Origin of the sequence: Streptomyces sp. NPDC059897 (assembly GCF_042730865.1) — a bacterium.
Lineage (GTDB): Bacteria > Actinomycetota > Actinomycetes > Streptomycetales > Streptomycetaceae > Streptomyces.
Map to the genome: position 1 here is coordinate 1 of NZ_JBHWKQ010000040.1, position 22,438 is coordinate 22,438.

The 22,438-nt window shown below is 71.2% G+C and carries 20 protein-coding genes; 3 read left to right on the forward strand and 17 right to left on the reverse strand.

The window, feature by feature from the left end; translation table 11 throughout:
* Positions 1 to 57 precede the first annotated feature (57 nt).
* Both ACFV9W_RS31385 and ACFV9W_RS31390 read right to left on the reverse strand, forming a co-directional pair.
* Positions 58 to 492, reverse strand: a complete 435-nt coding sequence (locus tag ACFV9W_RS31385; RefSeq protein WP_385767697.1) for an ATP-binding protein — start codon at positions 490 to 492, stop codon at positions 58 to 60.
* 60 nt (positions 493 to 552) lie between these two features.
* Entirely contained in the window at positions 553 to 1,290 is a 738-nt protein-coding gene (locus ACFV9W_RS31390) for a GAF domain-containing protein (protein ID WP_385767700.1), read from the reverse strand.
* Between the two features lie 237 nt (positions 1,291 to 1,527).
* On the opposite strand from ACFV9W_RS31390, the gene ACFV9W_RS31395 reads away from it, so the two are divergent.
* The 3 genes from ACFV9W_RS31395 (at position 1,528) to ACFV9W_RS31405 (ending at position 5,398) form a co-directional block, all read left to right on the forward strand.
* A complete protein-coding gene (locus tag ACFV9W_RS31395) occupies positions 1,528 to 1,905 on the forward strand; it encodes a DUF3662 domain-containing protein (RefSeq protein WP_385767702.1) in 378 nt (125 codons plus the stop codon).
* Between the two features lie 174 nt (positions 1,906 to 2,079).
* Entirely contained in the window at positions 2,080 to 3,321 is a 1,242-nt protein-coding gene (locus ACFV9W_RS31400) for an acetyl-CoA carboxylase biotin carboxylase subunit family protein (RefSeq protein WP_385767704.1), read from the forward strand.
* A 40-nt stretch (positions 3,322 to 3,361) separates the two neighbouring features.
* A complete protein-coding gene (locus tag ACFV9W_RS31405) occupies positions 3,362 to 5,398 on the forward strand; it encodes a hypothetical protein (protein ID WP_385767706.1) in 2,037 nt (678 codons plus the stop codon).
* A 14-nt stretch (positions 5,399 to 5,412) separates the two neighbouring features.
* Here the strand turns inward: ACFV9W_RS31405 and ACFV9W_RS31410 are convergent, their stop codons facing one another.
* The 15 genes from ACFV9W_RS31410 to ACFV9W_RS31480 form a co-directional block, all read right to left on the reverse strand.
* Entirely contained in the window at positions 5,413 to 9,030 is a 3,618-nt protein-coding gene (locus tag ACFV9W_RS31410) for a hypothetical protein (RefSeq protein WP_385767709.1), read from the reverse strand.
* A 15-nt stretch (positions 9,031 to 9,045) separates the two neighbouring features.
* Entirely contained in the window at positions 9,046 to 10,014 is a 969-nt protein-coding gene (locus ACFV9W_RS31415) for a hypothetical protein (RefSeq protein WP_385767711.1), read from the reverse strand.
* Positions 10,015 to 10,055: 41 nt separating this feature from the next.
* Positions 10,056 to 10,676: a hypothetical protein gene (locus ACFV9W_RS31420; RefSeq protein ID WP_385767714.1), complete on the reverse strand. Its 621-nt coding sequence runs from the start codon at positions 10,674 to 10,676 to the stop codon at positions 10,056 to 10,058.
* Positions 10,600 to 13,785 carry a LamG-like jellyroll fold domain-containing protein gene (locus ACFV9W_RS31425; RefSeq protein WP_385767717.1) on the reverse strand — a complete coding sequence of 1,062 codons (3,186 nt, stop codon included), beginning with the start codon at positions 13,783 to 13,785 and terminating at the stop codon, positions 10,600 to 10,602. Before ACFV9W_RS31425 ends, ACFV9W_RS31420 begins: the two co-directional genes overlap by 77 nt.
* On the reverse strand, positions 13,782 to 15,098 hold the full coding sequence (locus ACFV9W_RS31430) for a baseplate J/gp47 family protein (RefSeq protein WP_385767720.1): 1,317 nt from the start codon (positions 15,096 to 15,098) through the stop codon (positions 13,782 to 13,784). Before ACFV9W_RS31430 ends, ACFV9W_RS31425 begins: the two co-directional genes overlap by 4 nt.
* A 3-nt stretch (positions 15,099 to 15,101) precedes the next feature.
* The gene (locus tag ACFV9W_RS31435; RefSeq protein WP_385767723.1) at positions 15,102 to 15,560 is read right to left on the reverse strand and encodes a hypothetical protein; all 459 of its coding nucleotides are present in this window, start codon (positions 15,558 to 15,560) and stop codon (positions 15,102 to 15,104) included.
* Complete coding sequence (locus ACFV9W_RS31440) at positions 15,557 to 15,904, reverse strand: hypothetical protein (RefSeq protein ID WP_385767726.1); 348 nt, start codon at positions 15,902 to 15,904, stop codon at positions 15,557 to 15,559. Before ACFV9W_RS31440 ends, ACFV9W_RS31435 begins: the two co-directional genes overlap by 4 nt.
* The gene (locus ACFV9W_RS31445; RefSeq protein ID WP_385767729.1) at positions 15,904 to 17,604 is read right to left on the reverse strand and encodes a hypothetical protein; all 1,701 of its coding nucleotides are present in this window, start codon (positions 17,602 to 17,604) and stop codon (positions 15,904 to 15,906) included. Before ACFV9W_RS31445 ends, ACFV9W_RS31440 begins: the two co-directional genes overlap by 1 nt.
* On the reverse strand, positions 17,601 to 17,984 hold the full coding sequence (locus ACFV9W_RS31450) for a hypothetical protein (RefSeq protein ID WP_385767732.1): 384 nt from the start codon (positions 17,982 to 17,984) through the stop codon (positions 17,601 to 17,603). The genes ACFV9W_RS31445 and ACFV9W_RS31450 overlap by 4 nt, the downstream gene beginning before the upstream one ends.
* Complete coding sequence (locus ACFV9W_RS31455) at positions 17,981 to 18,523, reverse strand: hypothetical protein (protein WP_385767735.1); 543 nt, start codon at positions 18,521 to 18,523, stop codon at positions 17,981 to 17,983. The genes ACFV9W_RS31450 and ACFV9W_RS31455 overlap by 4 nt, the downstream gene beginning before the upstream one ends.
* Positions 18,520 to 18,720 (reverse strand): hypothetical protein, encoded by a 201-nt coding sequence (locus ACFV9W_RS31460; protein WP_385767737.1) that lies wholly within the window; start codon positions 18,718 to 18,720, stop codon positions 18,520 to 18,522. The genes ACFV9W_RS31455 and ACFV9W_RS31460 overlap by 4 nt, the downstream gene beginning before the upstream one ends.
* A 3-nt stretch (positions 18,721 to 18,723) precedes the next feature.
* Entirely contained in the window at positions 18,724 to 19,116 is a 393-nt protein-coding gene (locus ACFV9W_RS31465) for a hypothetical protein (RefSeq protein WP_385767740.1), read from the reverse strand.
* A 13-nt stretch (positions 19,117 to 19,129) separates the two neighbouring features.
* Positions 19,130 to 20,578 carry a hypothetical protein gene (locus ACFV9W_RS31470; RefSeq protein ID WP_385767743.1) on the reverse strand — a complete coding sequence of 483 codons (1,449 nt, stop codon included), beginning with the start codon at positions 20,576 to 20,578 and terminating at the stop codon, positions 19,130 to 19,132.
* A gap of 46 nt (positions 20,579 to 20,624) precedes the next feature.
* Positions 20,625 to 21,452, reverse strand: coding sequence for a hypothetical protein (locus tag ACFV9W_RS31475; protein WP_385767745.1), 828 nt, complete (start codon positions 21,450 to 21,452; stop codon positions 20,625 to 20,627).
* A 102-nt stretch (positions 21,453 to 21,554) separates the two neighbouring features.
* Positions 21,555 to 22,313, reverse strand: coding sequence for a hypothetical protein (locus ACFV9W_RS31480; protein ID WP_385767748.1), 759 nt, complete (start codon positions 22,311 to 22,313; stop codon positions 21,555 to 21,557).
* Between the last annotated feature and the right edge of the window lie 125 nt (positions 22,314 to 22,438).

Sequence of the window (22,438 nt, forward strand, 5' to 3'; positions counted from 1 at the left end):
GCATAGGACGACCCGGGTCGGACCTCGGGGGGATCGGGCCTCCACGCGGGCGCGCGGCTACTCGCTCACGCGGCCGTCGCCTCGGGGCAAGGTCGCGCGGATCGTCTTGCCGCTGGGACCCGCGGTCACCGTGACCGAACGGGACAGGTGGCGGACCATGGGCCAGCCGAAGCCACCGGTGCCGTTCACCATGTCGGGGGACCGTTCCCGGGGCGGCCGCCGATCGGCGTCGCTCACCGCGATCACGATGCTGTCCGCGCCGGCCCGCAGCCCCAGCGAACAGCGGCTGCCGCGTGCGTGGCGGACGGTGTTGGTGACGAGTTCGGAGACGACGAGTTCGACACTCGCGGCGTCCTGCTCGGCCACGGTGGGCCGCAGCCGGTTCAGGAAGCGGCGTGCCATCAGCCGGGCGTCGGCGGCGGCCTCCGGTCGCTTGCGCAGTGTCACCTGTTCGTGAGTGTCGCTGTCGGCACGTGTCTGCTGCGTGTGCACTCTTGGACCCTCCTTGTGTGGGGGACGAGGGTGGACTCTCCTTGCGTGGGGGACGAGGGCTCAGCGGATGAGGGTGGCCTGCCGGGGCACGCCCGCCCGCGCACCGGCGGGCTGCAGGATGTGGTCGCAGGTGTCGAGCAGCGACTGATGCCTGCGCAGGGCGGTGACCCGCAACCAGGTCAGTGCCTCGCCGACCGGGCAGTCCTCGCGCGCGGCGACGTAACCGGCGGCCCGGTGCACGCGTTCCCAGCGCGCCGCGCGGGTGTCGGTGGCCCACACCGGCTCGGGGCCGCCTGCGTCGGCGTGCACGGGTCGCCAGCGCAGGATTTCCTCGCGGGCGATGGCGGTGGCCTGTTCGGCCTCCGCGATGTGTGCCGGGGCCGGCGGGGCGGAGTGGGTGTAGTACAGACAGAGCACGCCGAGCCGTTGGCGCTGCCGGTGCAGCGGCAGCGCCAGAACGTGCCGGAGCGCGGGGAGATCTTCGGTCCAGCTCCGCCGCAGACGCGCACGACGGACGTGACCGTGGACGTCGGGGACGCATACGGTCCGCGTCGCCAGCGCGGCGTCGACCGAGGGCCCCTCCGCATGGGAGAACTGGGCTGCCTCGGCACGCAGCGCGTATTCGTCACTGGCGTACAGCAGCTGCCACTGCTCAAGGCTCGGAAGCAGGGACATGGTCACGTGCTGCGCGCCCAGCGATTCGGCGAAGGCCGTGCACAGTCTCATCGGCAGGGCGCGGCGTCCCACGGCCGCCGCGAGCGACACATCATGAACGATCGACCGGTCTTCCTCCAGCATGGGTCTCACACATCCTTTCCGGACAGGGTTCCGCCCGTCAGCGCTTGCGCCTGCGCCCCGGCAATGTGTCTGCCGCGACGCGGGGATGGAAGTCCGTCTACCACCCGCACGCCGGTCTCACGCGTCCCGAAATGCGGCTCGTACTCGCGTACGAGGACCCGGCGGCGTGCCACTCCATCGGACGAGTGTCCTGCGTACGAGGGCGGGCAGCCGAGCGTGATGAGAGTGGTGGACGACGTGGAACAGACAATGGAACGCTGGACGAATGCCCTGTGGAGGCTGCTGCTGCCGCCTCGGCGCAAGCAGGGCGAGGTGGTGTCGATACTGCGCAGGCGGTGCGACGAGCAGGCGCTGATCCTGGGCAGGCAACGGGTACTGGTCCCCAACCGCTTCGTCGTCGAACTGCCCCCGCCGGTCCACCAGCAACTCACCGCGCACGGCGGCGAGTTGGGCCGCCACCTCGCCGTTCAGGTGCGCCGCCACGCCGCAGAGTCCGGCTACACCTTCGCCGGGCCCGTGGCGGTCCATCTGGAGCCCTCCGCGAGCAGCGCCGTCGGCCGTTTCCGCGTCCACGGCCGCATCGCACCGCTCGCCGCACAACGCCGGGGCGAGTGAACGGAGACCCGCGGTCACCTACCAGGAGGGTGCGCCCAAGTCCCGAGCACACACCGGGGGTTGGGGCCCGCCGGGCGAGATCACGCCCGGAGTTTGTGCATCGGATCGTCGGGCAGGCGACTCATTCACACCGTCAATGGGCGCACGCGCACGCGCCGAAGGAGAAAACTGTCTATGCCGCAGCGCGAACCGGTCACCAGGAACCCGGACAAGGGCTACGTAGCGCTTCTTGGCTGGAGTCTCAACGCTGTGGAAGCCCTTGACCGGTTCGATCGCAGATACGTCGTCGTGGCCCCGGAGTGGGCCGAGGAGTACTGCGTCGAGCACGACATCCCCTACGTGCCGTGGAACTTCGAACGGCTCAACGACCGCTCCATGGAGATCGCCGAGACCCTTCAGAACGAGGGCGTCGACGTCGCGATCCCGCTGTACGAGGAGACCGTCGAATGGGCGGGGGCGATCAACTCCGTCCTCCTCGGCAACCCGCGTCTGTACGGTCAGGCCATGCTGCTGCGCGACAAGGCGCTGATGAAGCGCCGCGCCCAACTCGGCGGCATCCGGGTCGGAATCTTCGAGGAGGCCCACGACCGGGACGACGTGATCCGCTTCCTCAAGCGCGTCAACCAGACCCTGCTCAAGCTGGACGGGGACCCGAACGACCCGATCCACCTCAAGGCGTTCGACAAGGCGGGATGCCTTGGGCACCGCGTCATCCGCACCCCGGACGAGATCGACTCGATCCCGGAGGAGGAGTTCCCGGTCCTCATGGAGTCCCACCTCGACGGCTGGGAGTTCGCGGTCGAGGCATGGGTGCACAACGGGAAGATCAAGTTCCTCAACATCTCCGAGTACGTCACGCTGGGCTACTCGGTGTTCGTGCCGGCCACCCCGGAACTGGAGCGCTACCGCCCGCAGATCACGGCGCAGATCGAGAAGCTCATCAAGACGTTCGACATCGAGTTCGGCTTCGTGCACCCGGAGTACTTCGTCACCAGCGACGGCGAGATGTACTTCGGCGAGGTCGCCTACCGGCCGCCGGGCTTCAAGGTGTTCGAGCTGCTTGAGCGGGCATACGGCTTCAACGCCTACCATGCGCTTGTTCTGGCGTTCGACCCGAAGACGACCGAGGAGGAGATCGACGCCTTCTTCCCGCGCGAGGTCGTCGACGCGTCCGGAGTGGCCGGCTGCTTCGGTGTCTACCCGCGCCGCCGTGTCGTCAGCGAGCTCGAGATCCCCGAGGAGACCGAGGACGACGACTACTACGAGTCGCACGACCTCTCGACACCGCTCGAGGAGACCGTCACCAAGAGGACCGCGTTCGGCACCCACTGGGGTCTGGTGTACTTCTTCGGTGACGACCCCTACCGCATGCGCGATCTGTTGAAGAAGCAGGAAGAGCTCGACTTCTACGTCTGACGACCCCGTGAACGTAGGAGGCCAACCCGAGGGAATCCCTTTGAAACCGACCGTCGACGTCAACGGTGCGGCCACGACGCTGGACAAGCGCGTGGCCTCACTCGACGACGCCATCCAGGCCATGGCCGACACCCGCGACTTCGGCAAGCACACGAAGCTGCGGCGGGTCCTGGAAGCACTGCGGCGGGTGCTCAGGCAGCCGGGCGGCGCCGCGGCCATCCAGGACAGGGCACAGGCCATCGAGGACGCCGGGCTCTTCCAGGGCACGGACTGGGCGTCACCGGAGATCCTCATTCCGGTGCTGGCAGGACCCGGCCTGCACAGCGCGGACGCGGACACCGTCGTCATGGAGGCGACCAGCGAGCTGCGGATGCTCGCGGTCGCCCGCGGCGAATACGCGCACCCGACGCTGCCGGCCGATGACGCCCGCCAGTTCCTCTCCCAGGTCCTGGCGACCAACCTGGAACTGCTGTTCAGCGCGCCCAGCGAGGCGGAGCGGGCCCAGCAGGGCCGCACCGCCCAGCTCATCCGGGACCTGTTCCGCCACCTCGCCGAGGAGATCGGCTATGACAGCGTCCTGGACAACCTGGTCGACGAGATCTGGCGGATCCTGCGCCAGCGCCCGATCCAGGTCGAGGCCGTGCAGGCCCTGATCACCCGGATCGCGGTCTACCGGGGCGACCCGGACGTCGATCTCGGTGTGTCGGCGGGGCAGGGCATCGACCGGCTCATCACGAGCCTGTTCGGAACCACCGAGGCATGCCGGGACGACCCGGGCATGGAGGTCTTCCGCTCCCGCCTCGAGGCGATGGACGCCGGCGGCCTGCAGTACGAGGCGTCGGGGTTCGCGCGGGCGATGCACGACACCGGCCTGGTGTCGCCGTACCACGCGGAACTGCTCCGGTTCCTGCTGCACGAGAGCGACTACCTCGTCGGTGAGGCGCTCGGCCTCTCCGACACCGGCCGCAACTGCCTGCTGCGCTACAGCCAACTGGTGCACCGGCTGATCGAAGTGGCCGTGCACCCGCAGACCGCGCAGTCCCTCTACGGTCTCGCGCTGCTGCTCGACCGCGGCATCCTCTACGAGCCGCCGCTGGTGCCCGCGCTGTGGCGCCAGCTGTCGCTCGAACTCGCCCCGGCCGCGCGGGAGCGTCTGACGGCGGTCTTCGGCGAGGACGTGGAGCCGCGGGCGCGGCTGACCGCCGGGGTGCTCTCGATGCTGGGCCAGCCGCTCGGCGTCGGCCAGGGCGACAACCCCACCTGCCAGTCGGCCCGCGCGCTGTCGATGTGGTCCTACAACGACCCGGACTACCTGCTGCAAATGGTGGTCTGGGCCGCCCGCGACGACGAGGTGCTCATGCACTTCGAGGGGCAGCCGATCTCGTCGAAGGACAGCGGAACCGGCGTGGCGACCACGCTGCCGATGGACCTGGACCCCGTATCGCTGATCGTGGTGCCGCACCTGGACCGGATCTACGCCGAGATGGGGCGTCACTGTGTCGGCCGGCCGGGAGACCCGCACCGATGGGTCAACCCCGAGTTCCACGGCTGGTGGACGCCCCGCGGGTTCCACATCAACGTAGACGTGGCGACCGGGAACCTGGTCGACCTCGACGAGTTCCTGCGCCAGTTCCACGCCTGCTACCACCCCGCCTACAACGGCGAGCAGCCACTGATCCACCCGCAGCCGGCCGGCGTCGCCGTCACCGACAGCGCGGCCCGCTACGTCGGCTGGCACGCCATCACGATCCTGCGGGTCGCACCGGACCCGCAGGACGTCATGCGCGTGTACTTCTTCAACCCGAACAACGACAGCGGCCAGGACTGGGGCGACGGCGTCGTCGTCTCCACCGCGGGCAACGGCGAACGGTTCGGCGAGGCCTCCCTGCCGTTCGACCAGTTCGCCTCCCGCCTCTACATCTTCCACGCCGACCCCCTCGAACACGGCGAACCGGAGCGGGTCCCCGCCGAGGACATCGCACGGATCACCGGCTACATCGAACGCAGCTGGGGCAACGACCGGCGGCCCGCCGGGATGTTGCAGGCGCTGGAGGGGCCGGCGGGCCTCGGGACTTAACGCGTGGCGGCGGGTCAGAGCCGGCCGAGCTGCCGATGCAGTGCCTTGCGGATCTCATCTGCGATCACCTTCCGTAGGCGTGCCTCATCCGCGACGAGCAGGTCGCGTTTGGCGCGGTCCTTGGTGTGCTTCGTCCAGCCCTGCCACTCGTCCCAGGGGGTGTCGCGGCGTGCCGAGTTGGTCGACTTCCGCATCGCGACGAGGTTTTCACGGAGGTCGAGGATCTCCAGGGCGGCCTCGTCGGTGAGCAGAACGAAGTCCTCCATGAGGACGATCTCCTTCACCGACACGATGTGTTCGGCGGTCAGCGGGTCGGCGTCCGTGGGGCGATTGCCCAGGGCGTCGATGACCGGGTCGTCGGGGTCGACCGCCTTGGCCGCGTCCACCACCGCCTTGCTGACCGCACGGCTCGGGGTGCGGGCGCGGAACCAGGGATATCGGTCGAGGGCGGCGCGTCTTTCGGCACCACGCCAGTACGACTGGGCCAGTTGATTGCCCGTCTGTTCCCGGCTCAGGAAGGTCCGTTCCTCGACGAGTTCCCGCCGGGCAGCCTTCAGGGATTCGAGTTCCGCGCCGCGCGCGCCGCGTCGTTCAGCGTCGGCAAGCTTCTTGCGGGCCGCCGTAATGCGCGCGTCGGTCCTCATGGTGTCCTTGCGGATCCCCCTGCTGATCTCCTCAAGGGCGGCCAGCTCCGCCGCTATCCGCGTCCGGACGTCCGGCGTCACGCGCGGGGCGCTGCGCGTGGTGCGGCGCTTGCCACGGCGGTCCCTGGCAGCGATGACGCCGCCCGGGCCGGAGTCCAGTCCGGCGAGGGTCCACCGGTGCTCGGCGAGCTGCAGTTCGAGGTCGGCGATACGTCGACGGGCCTCTCCGTGCGGATCGTCTCCTGCCCGGGCCAGCTCGCCCGCGATCTCCGACGTCAGCTTGGGGATCTCGGCCCGCGCGTCCCAGGCCCGGGTGAAGTGCATCGGCGCTGCCTCGTCGCGCCACAGCGAGGTGGAGCGCTCGGCGAGGATCCTCAGCGGGCCGCCGAGCCCCTGGTACCGCTGGAGCATGCGCAGGGTGGGCAGATGACTTCGGGCGTCCTCGGCGGTGGCGTCCGGCCCGGCATGGATCTCGATCGTGGACGGCAGGCCGAACACGTCCAGGGTGTAGCGCACGGCCACGGTCCTGCCGTCTTCCACTACGCGCACGGAGCCGCGCAGTTCGGCTGGGAGCGCGTCGAGGAAGTCGGGGCGCGCCGGACGGTCGACGGCCGGGTGGACAGCGGTGGGAAGGGCATCCGTCCGGGGCGCCTCGACGGGACGATCGGTCTCGTGCGCCCGGTCCGAGCCGACCTCGTCGCCCCCGGGGCGGTGCGGGTCCCGCGCACCCTGCTCGACGGCGCGTTCGGCCATGCCGCCCAGCCTGCGAAAGGCCTGGCTGCGCGCCGCCTCGACGAGTACGGCGGCGATCTGCCGCCGGTCCCCGGAGTCGACGGCCCTGCCGAGACGGTCGGCCAGGGTGGCCTGTTCGGCGACGAACTGGATCCGTCCGACGACTCCGTCCACGTCGGTCACGAACTGGAGGGCTCCGGCCCGAGTGATTTTCCGCAGGACGCCGGTCGCGCCGCCCGCGACATCGAGGACATCCGCGCCGGTCTGCCAGTCCGCCGTCAGATCGCCGTGGACGTATCGGTCGCTCATCCGGACCGCGGCGGACCCCGCGGTGCCGAGCTGCGACGCCACCATCAACGGGCCCCCGAGATAGGGGAGTCCGGCGACGGCCAGGAGGGCGCCCGTGACGAAGAGGAAGGTGGAGAACTGCGAGAGGAAGTCCGCGAGGCGCGCGCCACCGTCGGTGGGGATCAGCACGCTACGGGCCGGGAACCGCTCGCCCGCCAGGCTGAACCCGTCCGTCTCCAGGAGGAGGCTGCCCTTGGGGTACGGCACCGTTGCCAGATCCCGCAGCGCGCCGTCGAGGGCCTCCGACGCCGTTCGTCCCGCCCCCTCGTACACCCGGCGTTTGCCGCCCGGTGAATGGTCCCAGATCCGTAGGCGCACGTCCGAGCCCGGTGCGGGCGGTGCCGCGGTCGCGTAGAGGTTCAGTGGGACGGCGGCCGGTTCCTCGGACTCCGCCACCCAGACGGCGTGCAGCGGTACCGTCTCGCCCTGGTCCAGGGTCTTGTCGATGAAGGCCCGCCGGGCTTCGGCCTCCTCCACCGCGGCGCGCGGGGTGGGCGGGCCCGATTGAGGCCGGGAGCCGGGCACCACCAGGACCCGCTGGCGGTGCCGGGCCGCTTCGACGCCCCGGATCAGGATCTGGCAGCTGATCTCGTAGTTCCCGCCCTTGGCCCATGTCACCGCCCAGGACGGGTGAAGGCGCAGCTGACCGGTCGGTGCCCTGCGCTCGCGCGGGTCGACCCAGGTGGCCCACCAGCCCCAGTCGATGGCGTCCCGGGCACGTTTCGCGGGGTCCGTCCATTCTCCGGGGCCTGCCGGGTCCAGGGCACGCACCGACCAGTGCACGAGTGTGTCCTCGCTGTGCAGGTGGTGTTCGACGGGCCATGCGAGCCGGTACCGGACGGTGCTGCCGGTGGTCACGGCTTCGTCCGGTTCGGCGGTGATACGTGGCGCGCCGAACGCTCGTTGATCCTCTGCCGGCTCGGCCAACTTGCCTACAGAGGGCTCTTGTTGGGTGTCCCGGAGTACTTGAAGTGTCTTGGGGGGATCGGCCGCAGAGCGCAGCAGGAGCCACGCCAGGTCCTGCGCGTTGAGAACGAGGAGCGGCAGGTACACCTCCTGCCACAAGGTGTCTCCGATGTAGAGGCGGCACACCACGAGGTGGCCGCCCGCGACCTCCGCGTGCAGGTCCCAGATGTGCGGCGGGGCGTTCTCCGGCCCGGTCAGCACACCCGTGGGTCCCGACACCGTGCCGGCCGATCCGAGCCAGTGCAGGGCCCGGTACGTTCTGTCGGGGCGCAGCTCCCATGCGACCCGCACGGGATACACGTCGTCCGGCAGTCGCAGGCCGATGCGGACGGTGCTGCCCCGGGGCACGGGACCGACGACCTCGGCGACGAGGTGGGCGTCGGCGGCGGCCGTCCGTTCCTCCACCGAGCGGACCTTGGTGGCGGCCAGTACCTGGGTCCGCAGTGGCTCGCGCAGGAGCGACGGTTCGACGCGCAGGCGCTGTCCCGGCCGGAGCAGGTCGCCGTCGGGGGCGGGGCGGAAGTCGGAGCCCGGGGCCTGTCGGTCGGCCCAGAGATCGCGGTTGTACCAATAGATCAGCCGTTCCCAGGCGTGCGGGAGCCCGTACAGACGGCGGGCGGCCTCGCGCACCGACATTGCCTCGAGCAGCCACACCATGGGCATCGTCGTGGCCTCGACGGGGACGGTGGGCGTCGGGCACAACTCCGCGAAGAGCGCGCTGAGTTCGCGCTCGAAGCCCTCCCGGGCTCCCTCGGTGAGCCGGGGGAGGCCGGCGCCGTGCCACCGGAACGTCGGCGCCTCCACCGCGCCGACCGGAGCGACGGCGGTCGCTTTCCGCAGGGCTCGGGCGAGCGCGGCGCGCAGTGGGGGCAGGGCGGAGCCGTCCGCCGCCGCCTTCGCGTCGAGGCGCAGCCGGATCGGGACGGTGACCCGGGGGTCCACGGCGGGCTTGCGGGCTCACCGGGTGACGACGGTGACCATGCGCAGCGCACCGAGCGCCAGGCCCTGCCGGTCGCGCTGCACGATGTCGAACACATGCAGCGCGCCCACGTTGCGCTCACGGGACATGTCGATGCGGATCCCGGCGGGCAGCGCCTCCGGGAATGCGGGCAGTCGGCCGTCGAAGTCGGCGAAGCCCTCCACGGAGAGCTGTGCTTGCAGGGCGGTGTCGGAGAGGAAGAGCGGATACTGCTTGCCGCGCCGGTGCAGGACGAGACGGCGCTTGTCGTGGTCCAAGGAGATGTCCCGGTGCGAGAGCAGCAGCCAGCGCTCCCCGGCGTCGAGGGCCGTCCTCGGTTCGGCGGGCTCGACGGTGACCTCGGTGTCGCCGCGCGCCGGCATGATGAGGAACTCCTGGGTCTCCTGGGAGTCCTCGCCCCGGATCGACATGGCGAGCAGCGCGATGTTCCGTTGGCCCTGGTGCTGGTCCTGGAGCACCTGAAAGTCGTCGCCCGCGTTGAGTTCGCGTCCGTCGTCGTTCGCCCACACGTTCGCGATCAGGCAAGGGTGCCCGTTGTTCTTGACCAGGTTGTCGAAGTCGCCCTGGGTCGGCGTCCAACGGCCCCCCGTCACTTCCTCACAGTTGAAGACGGCCGTGAACGGAGCGGCGGGAACCTCCAATTCCTTGCTGACGAGGTGCTTGATGGCCGCGCCCGGAGTGAGGCGGCCGTTCCCGATGAACGGGTTCATCACATACACATCGACCGTCACGCCGGGCACCACCGAGGTGCTGCTCTTGTTGCTGACCCTGACCTTGACGTCCGTGGGGACGCCGACGCTGGTCTGGGTCTGGCTCGGCCCGCCGGCCAGCCACATGCTGGCGTTGTTCCACTGGGCGACGGTGCCGCTGTAGGGACGCTGGCCCTTGTCCGTCTGGGGCGTCGAGCCGTAGTCGGTGCTGATGTAGAGGTTGCCTGATATGGCCATGGGAGCTCCTTGAACATGCCGGCCGGGACGGTGGGCAACGGTCAGAGGGTGTAGACGATCTGGAAGCCGGAGAGAGTGACGGTGTCGCCCGCGCCGGAGTCCTTGAGCAGCGCGTAGATGAAGTAGCGGAACGCCGTGGTGTCGACCAGGGAGAAGCTGGCGTCCGCCGACTCGGTGCGGTCGAACGGGTCGGTGTCGCCGAGAATCCCCGCGATCCGCTCTGCCACGGACCCCACGGAGAGCAGTCGGCAGCGCAGCAGCGTGATCTGGATGCGGCCGGCGACGCTGGCGTTCTGGCCGAGCGCCCGCAGGGAGACGAGGCGGGCGCCGTGCGGCACGGACACCGACTGCACTCCGGCCAGCCGAGTCAGGCCCCCGGTCCGCGCGGCGTGGCCCGAGGCGTCGTGGACCCAGGCACCGCCGTCCATGCCAGGGGCCAGTGCCGGCGACAGGGACAGGGTGTGCTGAGTCGGGGCCGGGCCCGCGCCCAGTTCGTCGAGCGCGGTGTCCACGTCGGCCACCACGGTCGACAACGTGGTGAGGTCCTTCTCCAGAGCTCGGAACCGGGCATTGAACCCGTTGGGGCTACCCGCCTGCACCCGGTCCCTGTGGTCGACCCAGTCGGTGTGCCTGAACGTCGGGCTGAAGGAGACGTTGGCCATCGTCGGCGTCCTTTCGCGAGCGCGGAACAGGGCGGTGCTGGCGGAACTTCGGGTACGTGTACTCGGGGTCGACCGACGAGTTGCCGGCCAGTTCGACCACGGCCGGGCGGATGTCGCGGGTCAGGACCTCGACGCCGAGCGGGTGCAGGGCACGGACCACGTTCATGATCAGGTCGTACTGGTCGCGGGTGACGGTGGAGTTCGGCGGTACGGAGGAGCTGAGGCGGACCCGCATCGCGTACGGTCCGTCCGCCCCCGCCTCACGCAGCGTCGCCTGCACCCACACCCACCCGGCGCGCCGCCCGACGAGCTGCACCGAGGGCAGCGAGGTGGTCGTCACGTCCGCCTGCCCCCGCGTGGGCGCGAGCGGGCCGCTGGCCCAGCTCAGCCGGGTCGTGGCGGAGACGTCGGCCGGGTCGGGGAGCACCCGCAGGTCGACACGGTCGCCCTCCTCCACCAGGGCGGCGCCGCCTACGGCGATCAAGTCCTCGGCGCGGTGCAGCACTTCGACGGCCCCGCCGACGACGGCGACGCGACTGAACCCGGCGCCGTGCGCCAGCGCGGCGAGCCGGCCGAGGCTCGGACCGGGGTGCCGCAGCAGGAGTTCGCGGCCCTGCGAGGCCAGCGTGGGCGCGGCGCCGGGAGCCACCGGAACGTAGGCCGAGAGCACGGTCAGCCGACCGGGTGTGCCGTCGAGCGCGTCGAGCAGAGCCCGGAGGCGACGCCCCACGCCACGCTGCATCCGGCGGGCGTCGGCATCGGCGAAGACGGCCCGGGCGTCGGAGACCTCGACGAGCAGCCTCGGATCGAACCGCTCGGCCGGCTGCCCTGCCGCCTCCCGTCCCGGATCGAGGGAGCCGTCGGACGCGATCGATGTACCGAACGGGACCGTCGGGGGCAGCACCCGTACCGGCACCGAAGCGGTTGCGGCGAAACCCTCGTGGACGATGTCCAGGCTCACCGTGACCACGCCCGCACGCAGCCCTTCCACGGTGGCCAGACCCGCTGTCGCCGAAGGCGTCACCCGGAGCCCGCCGGGGCCCCCGCCACGAGCTGCCGACCAGTGCACTTCCGTGTCGGCAGGCAGGGCCGGTGACGTGCTCAGGCGGAGCGTGCCACCGATCTCCACCGACGGCCCCTCCTCGCCCGGGCGAGCGGGTCCGGGCCCGGCGAGCTCGACCGGGGTGCCCGGCGCGCACGACGCGTACACGGCAGCGGCCTTTCCCCTTGCCTGCGGTACGAGTTCGACCAGAGCGAAGCCCGCCCGGTGCGCGAGGGCCGCGAGTTTCGGGGCGGCGACGGCGGGATGCGTGAGGACCACGCCCCGGCCGGCGGCACGGGCGTCCCCCGCGCCGGGCAGCCAGGCGCCGGACACCCGCAGGCGAAGAGGGAGGGCGAACGTCACCAGATCGGTGAGCCGGTCGAGCGCCCGCGCGATCGGTGGCTGCATCAGATGCGGATCGCCGTCCGCAGCCGGGGCGTAGTCGATCCGTGGCCGGTCGTGGCGCAGGAGCAGGACCGGCGGGATGTGCAAGTCGTCGGCGTCGCCGTACAACTCGCTCTCCTCGGCGTCCCTGTGGCCGGCCGCGTCGATGCTCTCGCCCGGGGCGAGGGCGGAAGGCACGACGCGCACGAGGAGATGGCCGCGGGTCATCGGGCCGTCGGAGTCGTCGACGACGATCGGGTTCTCGACGCCGTCGATCGTGCCGACGGCCTCGTTGAGGACTCCGGCGAGCGAGACCCGAGTGGGCAGCGTCCAGCGTTGGAAGATCCGCAGCCGTCGCCGGTAGTGCTCATCGCTCTCGCCGAGCACCGGGGAGAAGTCCCGGCGCGCCACCCGGCTGATCCGCACCTCGTCCACGGTGGCCCACAGCGAGGTCCCGGACCCGGGGCCGATCGTCAAGGGGGCCGCAGGGGCGAGTGCGCCGAGCGGCCCGGTGTCCCGCAGATCCGCCCGGACGCCGCCCACCCACAGCGCGCAGGCCGCGGCGGAGCGGTCGAGGACCAGGGCGAGGTGCGTGAACCGGTCCGTGGGCAGCGGTTGATCGCCGTGCAGGATCAGTTCGGTGCCGCCGTCGAAGACCCGGGCGCGGACGCTGCGGGCCGGGCCCCGGCCGAACTCTCCGACCTCGATCGACCAGCCGAGCCCCGCCGCGTCGCAGCGGGCCAGTACTCGTGCGTCGGGCGCGGGGGAGGCCGTGAGGTCGGGCCTGACGAAGCACTCGGCGGTCAGGTCGCGGTCCGCCGGGACGTCGAGGGCCGGGTCGGACGGGACGGTCAGCGCGCCGGTCCCGGAGAAGGCGGCGGCTGTGCCGTACCGGCCGGGAACGCCCAGGACGACGGCGCCCGAGGCGGCCGCGTGGTGCGCGGTGCGACCGGGGAAGCGGCCGGTGGCATCCTCGGCGGCGGGTGCCGACCCCGCCGCGTCACCGAGGTGGTAGAGCGCCACGGTGTGGTCGTCCACCGCGTGGGGCAGCGGCGGGAACCGGGGGACGGCGAGGTCCGTGCCGATGAGGTCGAGGCTCGCACCGTGCGCGGTGGCCAGCCGCCGCTGCCGGGCGGTGCGGGCGATGTGGCGGCGCAGGGCATCGCGCTCACCACCCAGAACCCACAACAGCCGCGCCGTGTTGCCGAGCAGCGCGCTGATCGCCCACCCCTGCGCCGCGGAGTCCGGCGCCGCCACGAAGCGCGTGCCGCTGCGCCGGGTCACCGTGATCCGCGCGAGGCGGGCCGCGCCGGACGCCCCGGCCGGCAGCACCAGCGGCACGGACTCGCCCGCGAGCCGACCGGCCCGGAAGTCCACCACCGCGTCCGCCCTCCCGCCGGGCAGCGCGGGATCGGTCACCCGGACCCTCACCCGGGTGTCATGGCCCAGGTCGCGCAGGGTGCGCACGACGTACGACGGTGTGGGCGCCCGGCCGGACGTCGCGAGATGGCCGGCGAAGTCGTAGTCGGAGACCTCGGCGGAATGCGATGCGCCCACGACCGGGACGAGCGACAGCCGCAGTACCTCGGCGCCCGACGCGAACGGCGCGGTGAGCAGGCGCGCCATCCGGGCCTCCGCCCCCAGGGCGACGGCGGCGGCGTCCAGCGCCGCGGGCAGGGTCACGGCGTCACCAGCTCGAGGTCGTGCAGGGCCGCATCCGTGCGGAACACCGGCAGTTCCGTCGGCTTCATCACCAGGTTCTGTCCGACCGCGGCGTCCATCACGGCCGTCTGGTGCGCCACGTCGCCGAACGTGATCCGGCCGAACGCCGGCGGATGCCTGCGCAGATGCAGCCGCTGGACATCGAGCACGCCCGGGACCTCGACGACGGCCCGAACGGCCCCGCTGTACAGCACGTCGCCACCGAGGCGCAGATCGTCCAGCGCGGCGGCGAGCCGGGCGCGGACGGCCGCGCTCAACGCCGCCTCGTCGGAGCCGCGTTCGACGATCACACGGGCCCGTACGCCGACATCGATGTGGTCGGCCTCGATGACGTTCGGGTGCACACCGGCGGGCCGTACGCGGTCGAGCTCCTCCAGGATGCGCTCGTACACCCCCGGCACCTTCTCGGTCGTCCGCCACGGCCAGCGGAACTCATGGGCCACGACGAGGTCGAAGGTGTAGGGCTCGCCGATCCGCCGCTCCGCGCTGAACAACCGCTCCCCGAAGTCGAATTCGTCGAAGAAGCTCTGTGACACGTCGACTCCGCCGAGCGGATCGGAGAGCAACACGTCGATGACCCCGTCGACGTCGAGCACCGTCTGGCGGGCGGCCTCGGCGGTCCACAGGGTCCGGGACACCCCCAACTGACGTCCGCGGTACGTGCTGTCGTCCTCGCGGGCAGCGCCGCCGGAAAAGCTCTCCTCATTGGCCACGCCCACGTCGGCGGGACCGAGGTCGGCCAGCAGGACCGCGCGGTACGCGGGGTCGATCTCGGTGACGGAGCCCGCGGGGACATCGCCCACGGCGCCGCGGGTGAAGGCCCGCACAGCGACCTTCCGGGCGACCGCCGTCGCGGTGAGGTCCGCCGCCTCCATGGTCGCGAACGCCTGCCCCGGCCCCGGAGCCAGTACCACGGTGCCTTCGGGCACGGTGTACGTGCGTCCGGGCAGGCCCCCGGACAGTGTCAGGGTGACCTTTCCGGTGGCGAACAGGTTGCGCCGCGTCAGACCGACGTCGTCGCCGAGCAGATCGAGGCTGTCGCCCGTGGCGGTGGCGACGAAGGCGCTGTAGTAGAAGTCCTCCAGTCGCTTCCACAACTCGGCGTCCTCGTGTGCGGCGGCCTCGAGCACCTTCGTCAGCGGACTGGTGGGGCTGAGATCCGGCTTCAGGCCGAGAGTGGCCCACATCTGGCGGGCCCGTTCCATGGCGTCGCCGAGGACGGCGTCGAACCCCTTGAGGACAAAGCCGTCTTCGGTCACGCCGAACTCGTGCATCACTCAGAGCTCCACTTCCAGGGTCACCGTCGTGTCCGACACCGTCGCCACCTCCACGACGAGACGCCGGCTCCGGTCGTGGCGACCGGCCGGCCGTCCGCCCGCTGCCCGCACCTGCGCGACGAACTCCGGGTCGTCATTGAAGAGCACGCTCATGACCTCCCGCACCCGCGGGTCGGTGGCCAGCGTCCGCACCACCTCGAGGCGGACGACCTCCCGCACCGTCCGGCGGCCGTGCCCCTCCGTGAACGCGCCTCGCACATCGAGGCCGTACGTGGAGTGGACCCGGTCGGTGCCGTACGGCGTGAGCAGCCGCAGGCTCAGCGCCTGCCTCAGGTTCGCCATCTCGTGCACCTGCGCCAACGTGCCACCGGACAGCACCAGATCGCCGTCCTCCAGCAGCAGACTGGAGCCGTACCCGTACCCCGTCGCAGGTCCGGGGCCGCCGGGCGGGGCACTCATGTCGCCTCCAGGACGTGCTGGCCTGCGCTGTCGACCCGCCACATCACCGGCGCGGTCGGAAGGCCGTCGGTGAGGCCGCGGGCCGTCTCCAGCGCCACCGCCCGGCCTCCCACGGCGAGCGTGGTGCTGGCCCCTGAGAGCACGGACGTGACCATGGTGCAGGGCTTCTGGTTCTTGGCGACGTCGGTGTTCGAACAGGTGGCGGAGACCGTCGCGGCAAGCAGATCGGCCAGCACGAGAACCGGCGACCCGCCCGCGGTCAGTGCACCGGTGGACGCCCGTACGACGAGTTCTCCGCCGTGCACGCACACGAGCCGCGACGCGGTGGTCAGCACGGCGGGCATCAGGACACCGCCACCTTCGCGCCGTCGAGCCGCACCGAGACCTGACCGTTGGTCAGCGTGAGGGTCTTCTGGTCGGTGCTGACAGTGATCTCGCCCGAGTCGGAGATCCGGATGGTGGTGCCGGTGTGGTGCTCGATGGTCACGGTGTCGTCGGACGGCACCGCAGGGCGGACGCCGACGTCCGGCAGCCGCTCCCCGCCGACCTGCACCCGCAGCGCACGCGCCTGGACGACGCGACACCCCCTGGCGTCGGTCAGGTCGTTGACGCCCTTTCCCGTGGGCAGCCCGTCGGGGCCGAGTTCGGTGGGCAGGGCGAGCCAGTGGTCGCCGGGCTCGTTCGCCGGCGGCTCGTGGCGGGGCTGCTGCGACCAGAGCCAGCCGCTGACCACCGCGTCGTCGACCATGCCGCGGTTGTGCGCGAGCACGGCCCGCATCCCGGGATAGACAGGGGTCACCAGGCCGACCTTGTGGAAGGCGAACGGGGCGGCGACCGGTTTTCCGTGCAGCTCCACGTCGGTCACGACCGGGGAAGTGACGCTCGGCGCGATCACGCCGAGCCCCGGTTCCTGGCCGTAGTGCAGATCGGCCAGATGCCTGCCGTCCTTGCCCGGGGTGTACGCGGTGACCTGCCCGATGTCCAGGGCAGGATGGTCGGAGCGGCTGCGGGCCAGGGCGTCCTGCCAGCGGTCCACGACACCCTCGACACCCCCGGTGGCCCGGGCCCGGCGCCCCGGCGCGATCGCGGTCAGCGTGAGTGCGCAGGTGTAGCCGGTGGCCGCGCCGTACGCGTGGGTGACCCGGGCGATCCGCAGCGGCCCGGCCGGAACGTCGTCGAGACCGGTGAGCGTCACCTGCTGCCCCGCGCGCAGACCCGGGTGGCCGAGCACGACGACGTCGAGCCCGGTATGTACCGGCGGGGTCGCCTGCCCCTGCGGTGTGGCTCCGTCGGGCTGCGGCAGCTCGACGCCCTCGCTCTGCGCATCGACGCGGGAGACGAGATTCAGCTCCGGATCGATCGGCACGGGGGCCGGTTCCCGCCCGACGGCGGCGCCGAGCAGCACCGACCCGTCCCGGACCACGAGGGGTACGTCGGCAGCGTCGGCCAGTTCCTGCAACGGGCCCAGCGTGGAGCCGGCCCGGATGCCGATCCCCGGCACGGACCCGGGGAGGGTGGAGCCGTCGGCGAGAGCCACACCTGCCGCGCGCAGCAGTTCCGTGACCAGGTCGATCCGGGGCGTCTCGGTCGAACGGTCCAGCCTGGCCGGGGTGTTGCGCAGCCGGTACCCGCCCTCCTCCTGCCCCTCGATCACGGTCCGGCTCGTCCCCGCCGCGTCGATCCCCGTGGACACCGACGTGACCCGGCCGGTCATGACGGGGCGGGAGCCGAGCCGGGTGGCAGGTTCGTCGAAGTAGCCGAGGCAGACCGTCGCCCGCAGGCCGCCGGAGAGGTGGCGCGAGCGGAGCCCGGCGATGCTCGGCGCGGGAAGTCCCGTGAGGGTCAGCGAGAAGGTGTCGGCGGTCGCTCCCTCGCCCATGGTGACGCGCACGGCGGCGTCGAGCACGAGCCCGCCCGCGTAGATGTCGTTCGTCACCGTGAGGGGCGGGCCGGTGGGCGCGGACACCCCGTCCGGCACGTCCGGGGCCTGGGGGAGCGCCGGCACGTCCGCGATCTCGATGTGATGCCACAGCACCAGGTTCATCGCGCTGCCACCCCCGCCACGATTTCTGATCCGTACTGGCCGAAGCCCTGCAGATTGCCGAGGGCGATCCGGGAGGTGTGTACGACAACGGCGAGTTCGCCCGCCTGGTGGACCATGCCGGGGATCACCTTGCGCCGCAGCAGCGTGACGCCACCCGCCGCGCTCTCCCGGTCGACCGTCAGCACGAGGAAGGCGCCGTCCCTGGGCAGCGTCACCGCGGCGCGCAACCCCTGCGGAGTGTCGGCGGCCGGAAGGACCTCCTCGGCGATATTGACCTGGAAGCCGAAAACATAGGTGTGGCCCTGCCAGGCGAGCCGGAACGACTGCGGAAAGCCCTCGTCCGGGTCGATCGGCAGCCGCAGGAAGCGGGGCTCGCTCATGGGGACTCCTGTACGGACGGCAGCGGTTGAAGCGGTGGCAGGGGTGGCCCGGGGGCGCGCGGCACCGGGCTCGGCGGCGGGAGAGCTGTCGCGGTCGGGGTGCCTGCCGCCAGGGCGATGTCCGCCAACTCGCCCACCAGAGCGGAGAGGTTGGAGCGGGGCACGTGCTGCAGGCTCAGCGCCACGTCGAGGGTCTCCTTCCGGTTCGCGCTCTGAGTGATGCGCAGGTCGGTGATCTGCATGTCGAGGCTGACGGTCAGGCCCGAGACGACCGGAATGCCGCTCACGGCGAGACGCGGCGCGGCGGCGGCCGCGAGGGCGCGGCTGACCAGGGCCATCGCCTCGAGTTCCTTCTTGACCCGCAATCGGTCGGGGCCGATGAGGACGGCCTCGATGGCAAGGGTCTTGACGGACGGCTGAGTCGCCTGCGACCAGCGGCTGCCCATGATCCGTTCGATCCTGTAGCCCTGATTCAGCGTCATGCTCTGCACGTGGAACAGCTGGACGGTCCCGACGAGCACCGGACGGTTCGAGCTCATTGCCGCCTCGCGAGTTCACGGTCGAGCTCGGCGAGGACGCGCGCGGTGATCCGGGCGATGGCCGCGTCGTCCATGTCGCAGACGACCTCGACCTCGACGGGGAAGCTGTAGTGGACCACCGGGCCGCTGACGGCGGCCGACGCCACGAGCGGGGGCGTGCTGCCCGCTATGGGCTGCGCGGGGACATCCTCGGCCATGGCTCAGTCCTCCACGGAGACGGTCAGGGCCGTGCAGGAGAAATTGGCTTGAGGCACACCGTCGATGACGACGGTGCTCGGCGAGGCCGATGTCACCATGCAGCGCGCGAACTTCAGCGACTTGAACGACCAGTCGGTCCCACGTTTCTCGGCCACGCTGATCGCGAACTCCGTTCCGTTCACGGCGAGTTCGGTGAGATCGGCGACCGTCTGGGCGATCGCCGGCACGGTCATGGTGAAGGTGAACGTGAAGGGCTGACGCACATAGCCGGTGCCGTCCTGCTCCAGGCTGTGGATCACGGTGTGCGGCACGTTGAAGGTGGGGGTGAAGTTCGAGATCGGCGTGATGGTGCGATCACCCAGTTTGACCTCGAGGCGCGTGTTCCAGTCGGCCATGGTTCTCGCTCCTCTAGACGAACTTCAGCGTGATGGACAGCCGGTGGAGCGCCCCGGCGTAGTCGACGGCGACGAGGATCTCGAGCACCCGCTGGCTCTGCGCGTTGTCGATCTGGGTGCGCTCCGCCGCGATCAACGTGTCGGGCTCCTTGTCGAGCAGGGTGACGAGGGGGATGGTGATGTCGAACCCCTCGATCACCTCCGCCTGTACGAGGGGTGCGAGCACCGCCTCCATCTGCGCCTGCACGGCGCGCAGCCCCGACCGGCTGATGCGCACCGTGCCGACCGCCTTGATCAGTTGGGCCTTGAGGCGGAAGGACACGTCGTCGACGGTGCGCACGATGTCGATGTACTTCTTGCCGCCGGGGTTTCCGGTGTACCCCTCGCCCAGATACACGCCGCGGCCCGGGATCAGCGCGGGATCGACCAGCCAGTTGACCCCGCTTCCCGCGGGGCCGCCGGCGAAGGTCTCGCTGCCGTTGAGCGCCGCGATCTCGGCCGGTGCGAAGGAGGCGCTGGTGATGTTCACCGGCTTGAGCAGCAGCGAGATGTGCGGTTCGTAGCCCGCGATCACCCCGGCCACCGCGGCGGCCGCGTCCTCGTCGCTCTTGTGCGCGACGTACACCATCCGTTCGTGGGCCAGCTTGCCGCTGACGAGTCCCGGGTCGGTCGCGCCCCTCGTCAGCATGGCCACCCCCATCCGTTCCTTGCCGTCGCCACCGGTGCCGGAGATGCCGCTGACGTGGGTGGCCAGCTGGTGGATCGCTCCGCCGTCGGAGTTCGAACCGGCGGGTGGCGCACCGCTGGTGGCATCGAGGGGGGTGTCGGCGAGTACGACGAACTGCGCGTCGATCGGCGCCACGGCGTCGAGGGCAGCCGCCCAGTCGGGACTCGCAGCGGTTCGTACCCCGTACACCAGCGTGGGCCCGGGGCTCTGGTCGAAGGCCAGGGCGATGGCGCGGCCGAGGGCACCGGGGGCCCGGCGGCGTGCCTCGATGGAGTCGGTGAAGGCGACCGGTGTGTGGGGTCGCAGCAGCGGGCTCTCGCCCAGCGAGGAGTCCGGTGTCGCGTCGGTGTACGTGGTGGTCGTGGCATCGTCGATCGTCGTCAGCAGCTTCAGCGCGCCCGTCCCGCCGCCCAACGTCGTGCGATACAGCTTGCGCGCGACGGTGCCGGCCGCGCCGACGGGTATGGCGGTGAGGGCGACGCGCTGGCTGCCTGGGGCGGTGGTCACAGCCACCTCGGTGCTGACGTCGGACTCGCCCGCGGCAGTCACGAAGGACGCCACGTACCGATAGGTGCCGACGTCGAGTCCGCTCCCGGCCGCGGCGGCGGCCGTCAGAGCGGCGGGTGCGGCGGACGGCGGGGTCACCTGTCCCACGACGGCGATGTTTCCGTAGGCGCGTACGGCCGGCGCGAAGAGGTCGGCGACGGGATTGACCCGGATATAGCGAACGGTCATCGGAGGCTTCCCTCACCCTCGTTCGTTGCTTCGATGGGCAGTGCTGCTAGATGAAAAGGGCGAGCATTCCTTCCGCTCTGAAGAGCGTCACCAGAGCCGCCTGCGTCAGAGGTGGCCCCGGCAAGGACGCCGCGGGAAAGAGCACCACCAGTGCGTACGGTGTCCGCACCTCGACCTCGTCCGTCCCGTCCGCAGGGGTCTTGTCGAGCACGGTCCGTTCCAGGGCCGTGCGCACCAACTTGGCGTCACGCAGCGCGGCGGCCACATCCACCGTGTCCCGGATGAGCATCGCCAGCTTGAGTTCGTAACGCCGGCTGTTCGCCGGGTCGTCGGGGTCGAACGGCGGAGGCATCCGCAGACGGATCTCGGTGATCAGACAGTGGAACGCGGCACGCAACTCGGACACCGTCGTGATGCCGTGCTCGGCCATGAACGCGTCGAGGTCGAGAAAGCGGAAACGGCTGCGGAATTCGTTCAACGTCGTGAATCCGGTGACCTCGTGGGTGAGGATCGACTCGACCTTCCCGTCGTCCACCTCCAGGAGCAGCCTGAGGCCGAGGTCGGCGGCCAGGTCGACCCAGAGCGGTGCGGACGGATCGTGCTGTTCGAGTGCGACATCGGTGCTGCTGTAGGGCGGGGCGCTGCCGCCCCACCGGCCCGAGGTGCGCACGGGAGCGAAGACCGGGCGCTGGAACTCCAGGTGCCGCACGGCGACGTCGGACACGCCACGGACCGTGGCGAACTCCATCGCGTACACCGCGTCGAGGAGTTCACGCACCCGCGGGTGGCCGGTGTCACCGGGCGGATCCACCAGTTCCACGAGCAGGGCCGGATCACTGAGCCGTACCAGCTGCCGGTCGATGAACTCACTCATTGCAGGGGCGCCTTCCGAGGACCATGACGGGCCCGCACCAGGTGTGTCGGGACCCGCATCCAGCGGACCTCTCCCGGCCCCGCATCGGCATCCGGGAACTCCCTACGATTCCTGCGATGTCCCGGTGAGCAGTTCGAGGACGCGGCCGATGCCCGGCCCCTGGCCCGGTTCCGCCGGATCGACGCCGCGTCGACGCAGAGCGCTCTCCAGGGCGAGTTGAGCTATCTCCGCGCCTTGGCGCTCGACGCGCCGCGAGAGCTCCACGAGGTCCAGGCGGACTCCCGAGGCCGCGGTCACCATCCATCGCTCGACGTCGAGCGGTATGCCGCACCACACGCGAGCCGGCCACCACCGGGTGTGGACCGGACCGTGCACCGCCAACCGTCCGAGCGGGACGGGGCGGTCGGCGCAGTCGGCCAGAAAGCCCTTCTGCGCCGCCGTGAACAGCTGCTCAGGCGAGACCTTCCCGGCCAGGACGCGGGCCACCGCCCCCGCGGGATAACGGGTGGTGAGGGAGGCGGACAGGCGCCGGCCTTCGCCGCGCCAGTCGGAGACGAGGTCGAGGCACTGGCTTCCCGTGTCCCGCGGCGTGTCCCACGCGGATGTCAGCTTGGAGGGACGGCACGGGCACAGGCACACCGTGACCTCGGCGGGCCGGGCCCCCGTCTCCCGCAGCCGCAGGACGACCCCGCGGTCCACCAGCGGCAGCCGCCCGGGCACTTCCCCGGACAGTTCGCAGAACCAGACCCTCCGGTCAAGGCCGCCACCCCCGACCGCATCCCAGATCCCCAGGGCACGCGCCTGCTCGGGCGACACGGTCGCACCGAGTTCGACGATCTCCGGACGGCTTCGGGCAGACACGGTGGCCTCCTCGCGCGCAACGCGCGCATCTGCCCGACAGACGACCCCGCCTGTGCGCTCCGGCGCATCGGGGAAGTCCCCACTGTCCGTGCGGGACACGGGAGTCCGCCGGAAGACGTAGCGCG

Excerpts from the sequence above, each read along its gene's own strand:
- ACFV9W_RS31420 (WP_385767714.1), bottom strand. The coding sequence starts at position 10,676 with ATGGCCAACGTCTCCTTCAGCCCGACGTTCAGGCACACCGACTGGGTC.
- ACFV9W_RS31445 (WP_385767729.1), bottom strand. The coding sequence starts at position 17,604 with ATGAACCTGGTGCTGTGGCATCACATCGAGATCGCGGACGTGCCGGCG.
- ACFV9W_RS31400 (WP_385767704.1), top strand. The coding sequence starts at position 2,080 with ATGCCGCAGCGCGAACCGGTCACCAGGAACCCGGACAAGGGCTACGTA.
- ACFV9W_RS31470 (WP_385767743.1), bottom strand. The coding sequence starts at position 20,578 with ATGACCGTTCGCTATATCCGGGTCAATCCCGTCGCCGACCTCTTCGCG.
- ACFV9W_RS31455 (WP_385767735.1), bottom strand. The coding sequence starts at position 18,523 with ATGAGCTCGAACCGTCCGGTGCTCGTCGGGACCGTCCAGCTGTTCCAC.
- ACFV9W_RS31435 (WP_385767723.1), bottom strand. The coding sequence starts at position 15,560 with ATGAGTGCCCCGCCCGGCGGCCCCGGACCTGCGACGGGGTACGGGTAC.
- ACFV9W_RS31465 (WP_385767740.1), bottom strand. The coding sequence starts at position 19,116 with ATGGCCGACTGGAACACGCGCCTCGAGGTCAAACTGGGTGATCGCACC.
- ACFV9W_RS31460 (WP_385767737.1), bottom strand. The coding sequence starts at position 18,720 with ATGGCCGAGGATGTCCCCGCGCAGCCCATAGCGGGCAGCACGCCCCCG.
- ACFV9W_RS31440 (WP_385767726.1), bottom strand. The coding sequence starts at position 15,904 with ATGCCCGCCGTGCTGACCACCGCGTCGCGGCTCGTGTGCGTGCACGGC.
- ACFV9W_RS31475 (WP_385767745.1), bottom strand. The coding sequence starts at position 21,452 with ATGAGTGAGTTCATCGACCGGCAGCTGGTACGGCTCAGTGATCCGGCC.
- ACFV9W_RS31390 (WP_385767700.1), bottom strand. The coding sequence starts at position 1,290 with ATGCTGGAGGAAGACCGGTCGATCGTTCATGATGTGTCGCTCGCGGCG.
- ACFV9W_RS31415 (WP_385767711.1), bottom strand. The coding sequence starts at position 10,014 with ATGGCCATATCAGGCAACCTCTACATCAGCACCGACTACGGCTCGACG.
- ACFV9W_RS31450 (WP_385767732.1), bottom strand. The coding sequence starts at position 17,984 with ATGAGCGAGCCCCGCTTCCTGCGGCTGCCGATCGACCCGGACGAGGGC.
- ACFV9W_RS31430 (WP_385767720.1), bottom strand. The coding sequence starts at position 15,098 with ATGCACGAGTTCGGCGTGACCGAAGACGGCTTTGTCCTCAAGGGGTTC.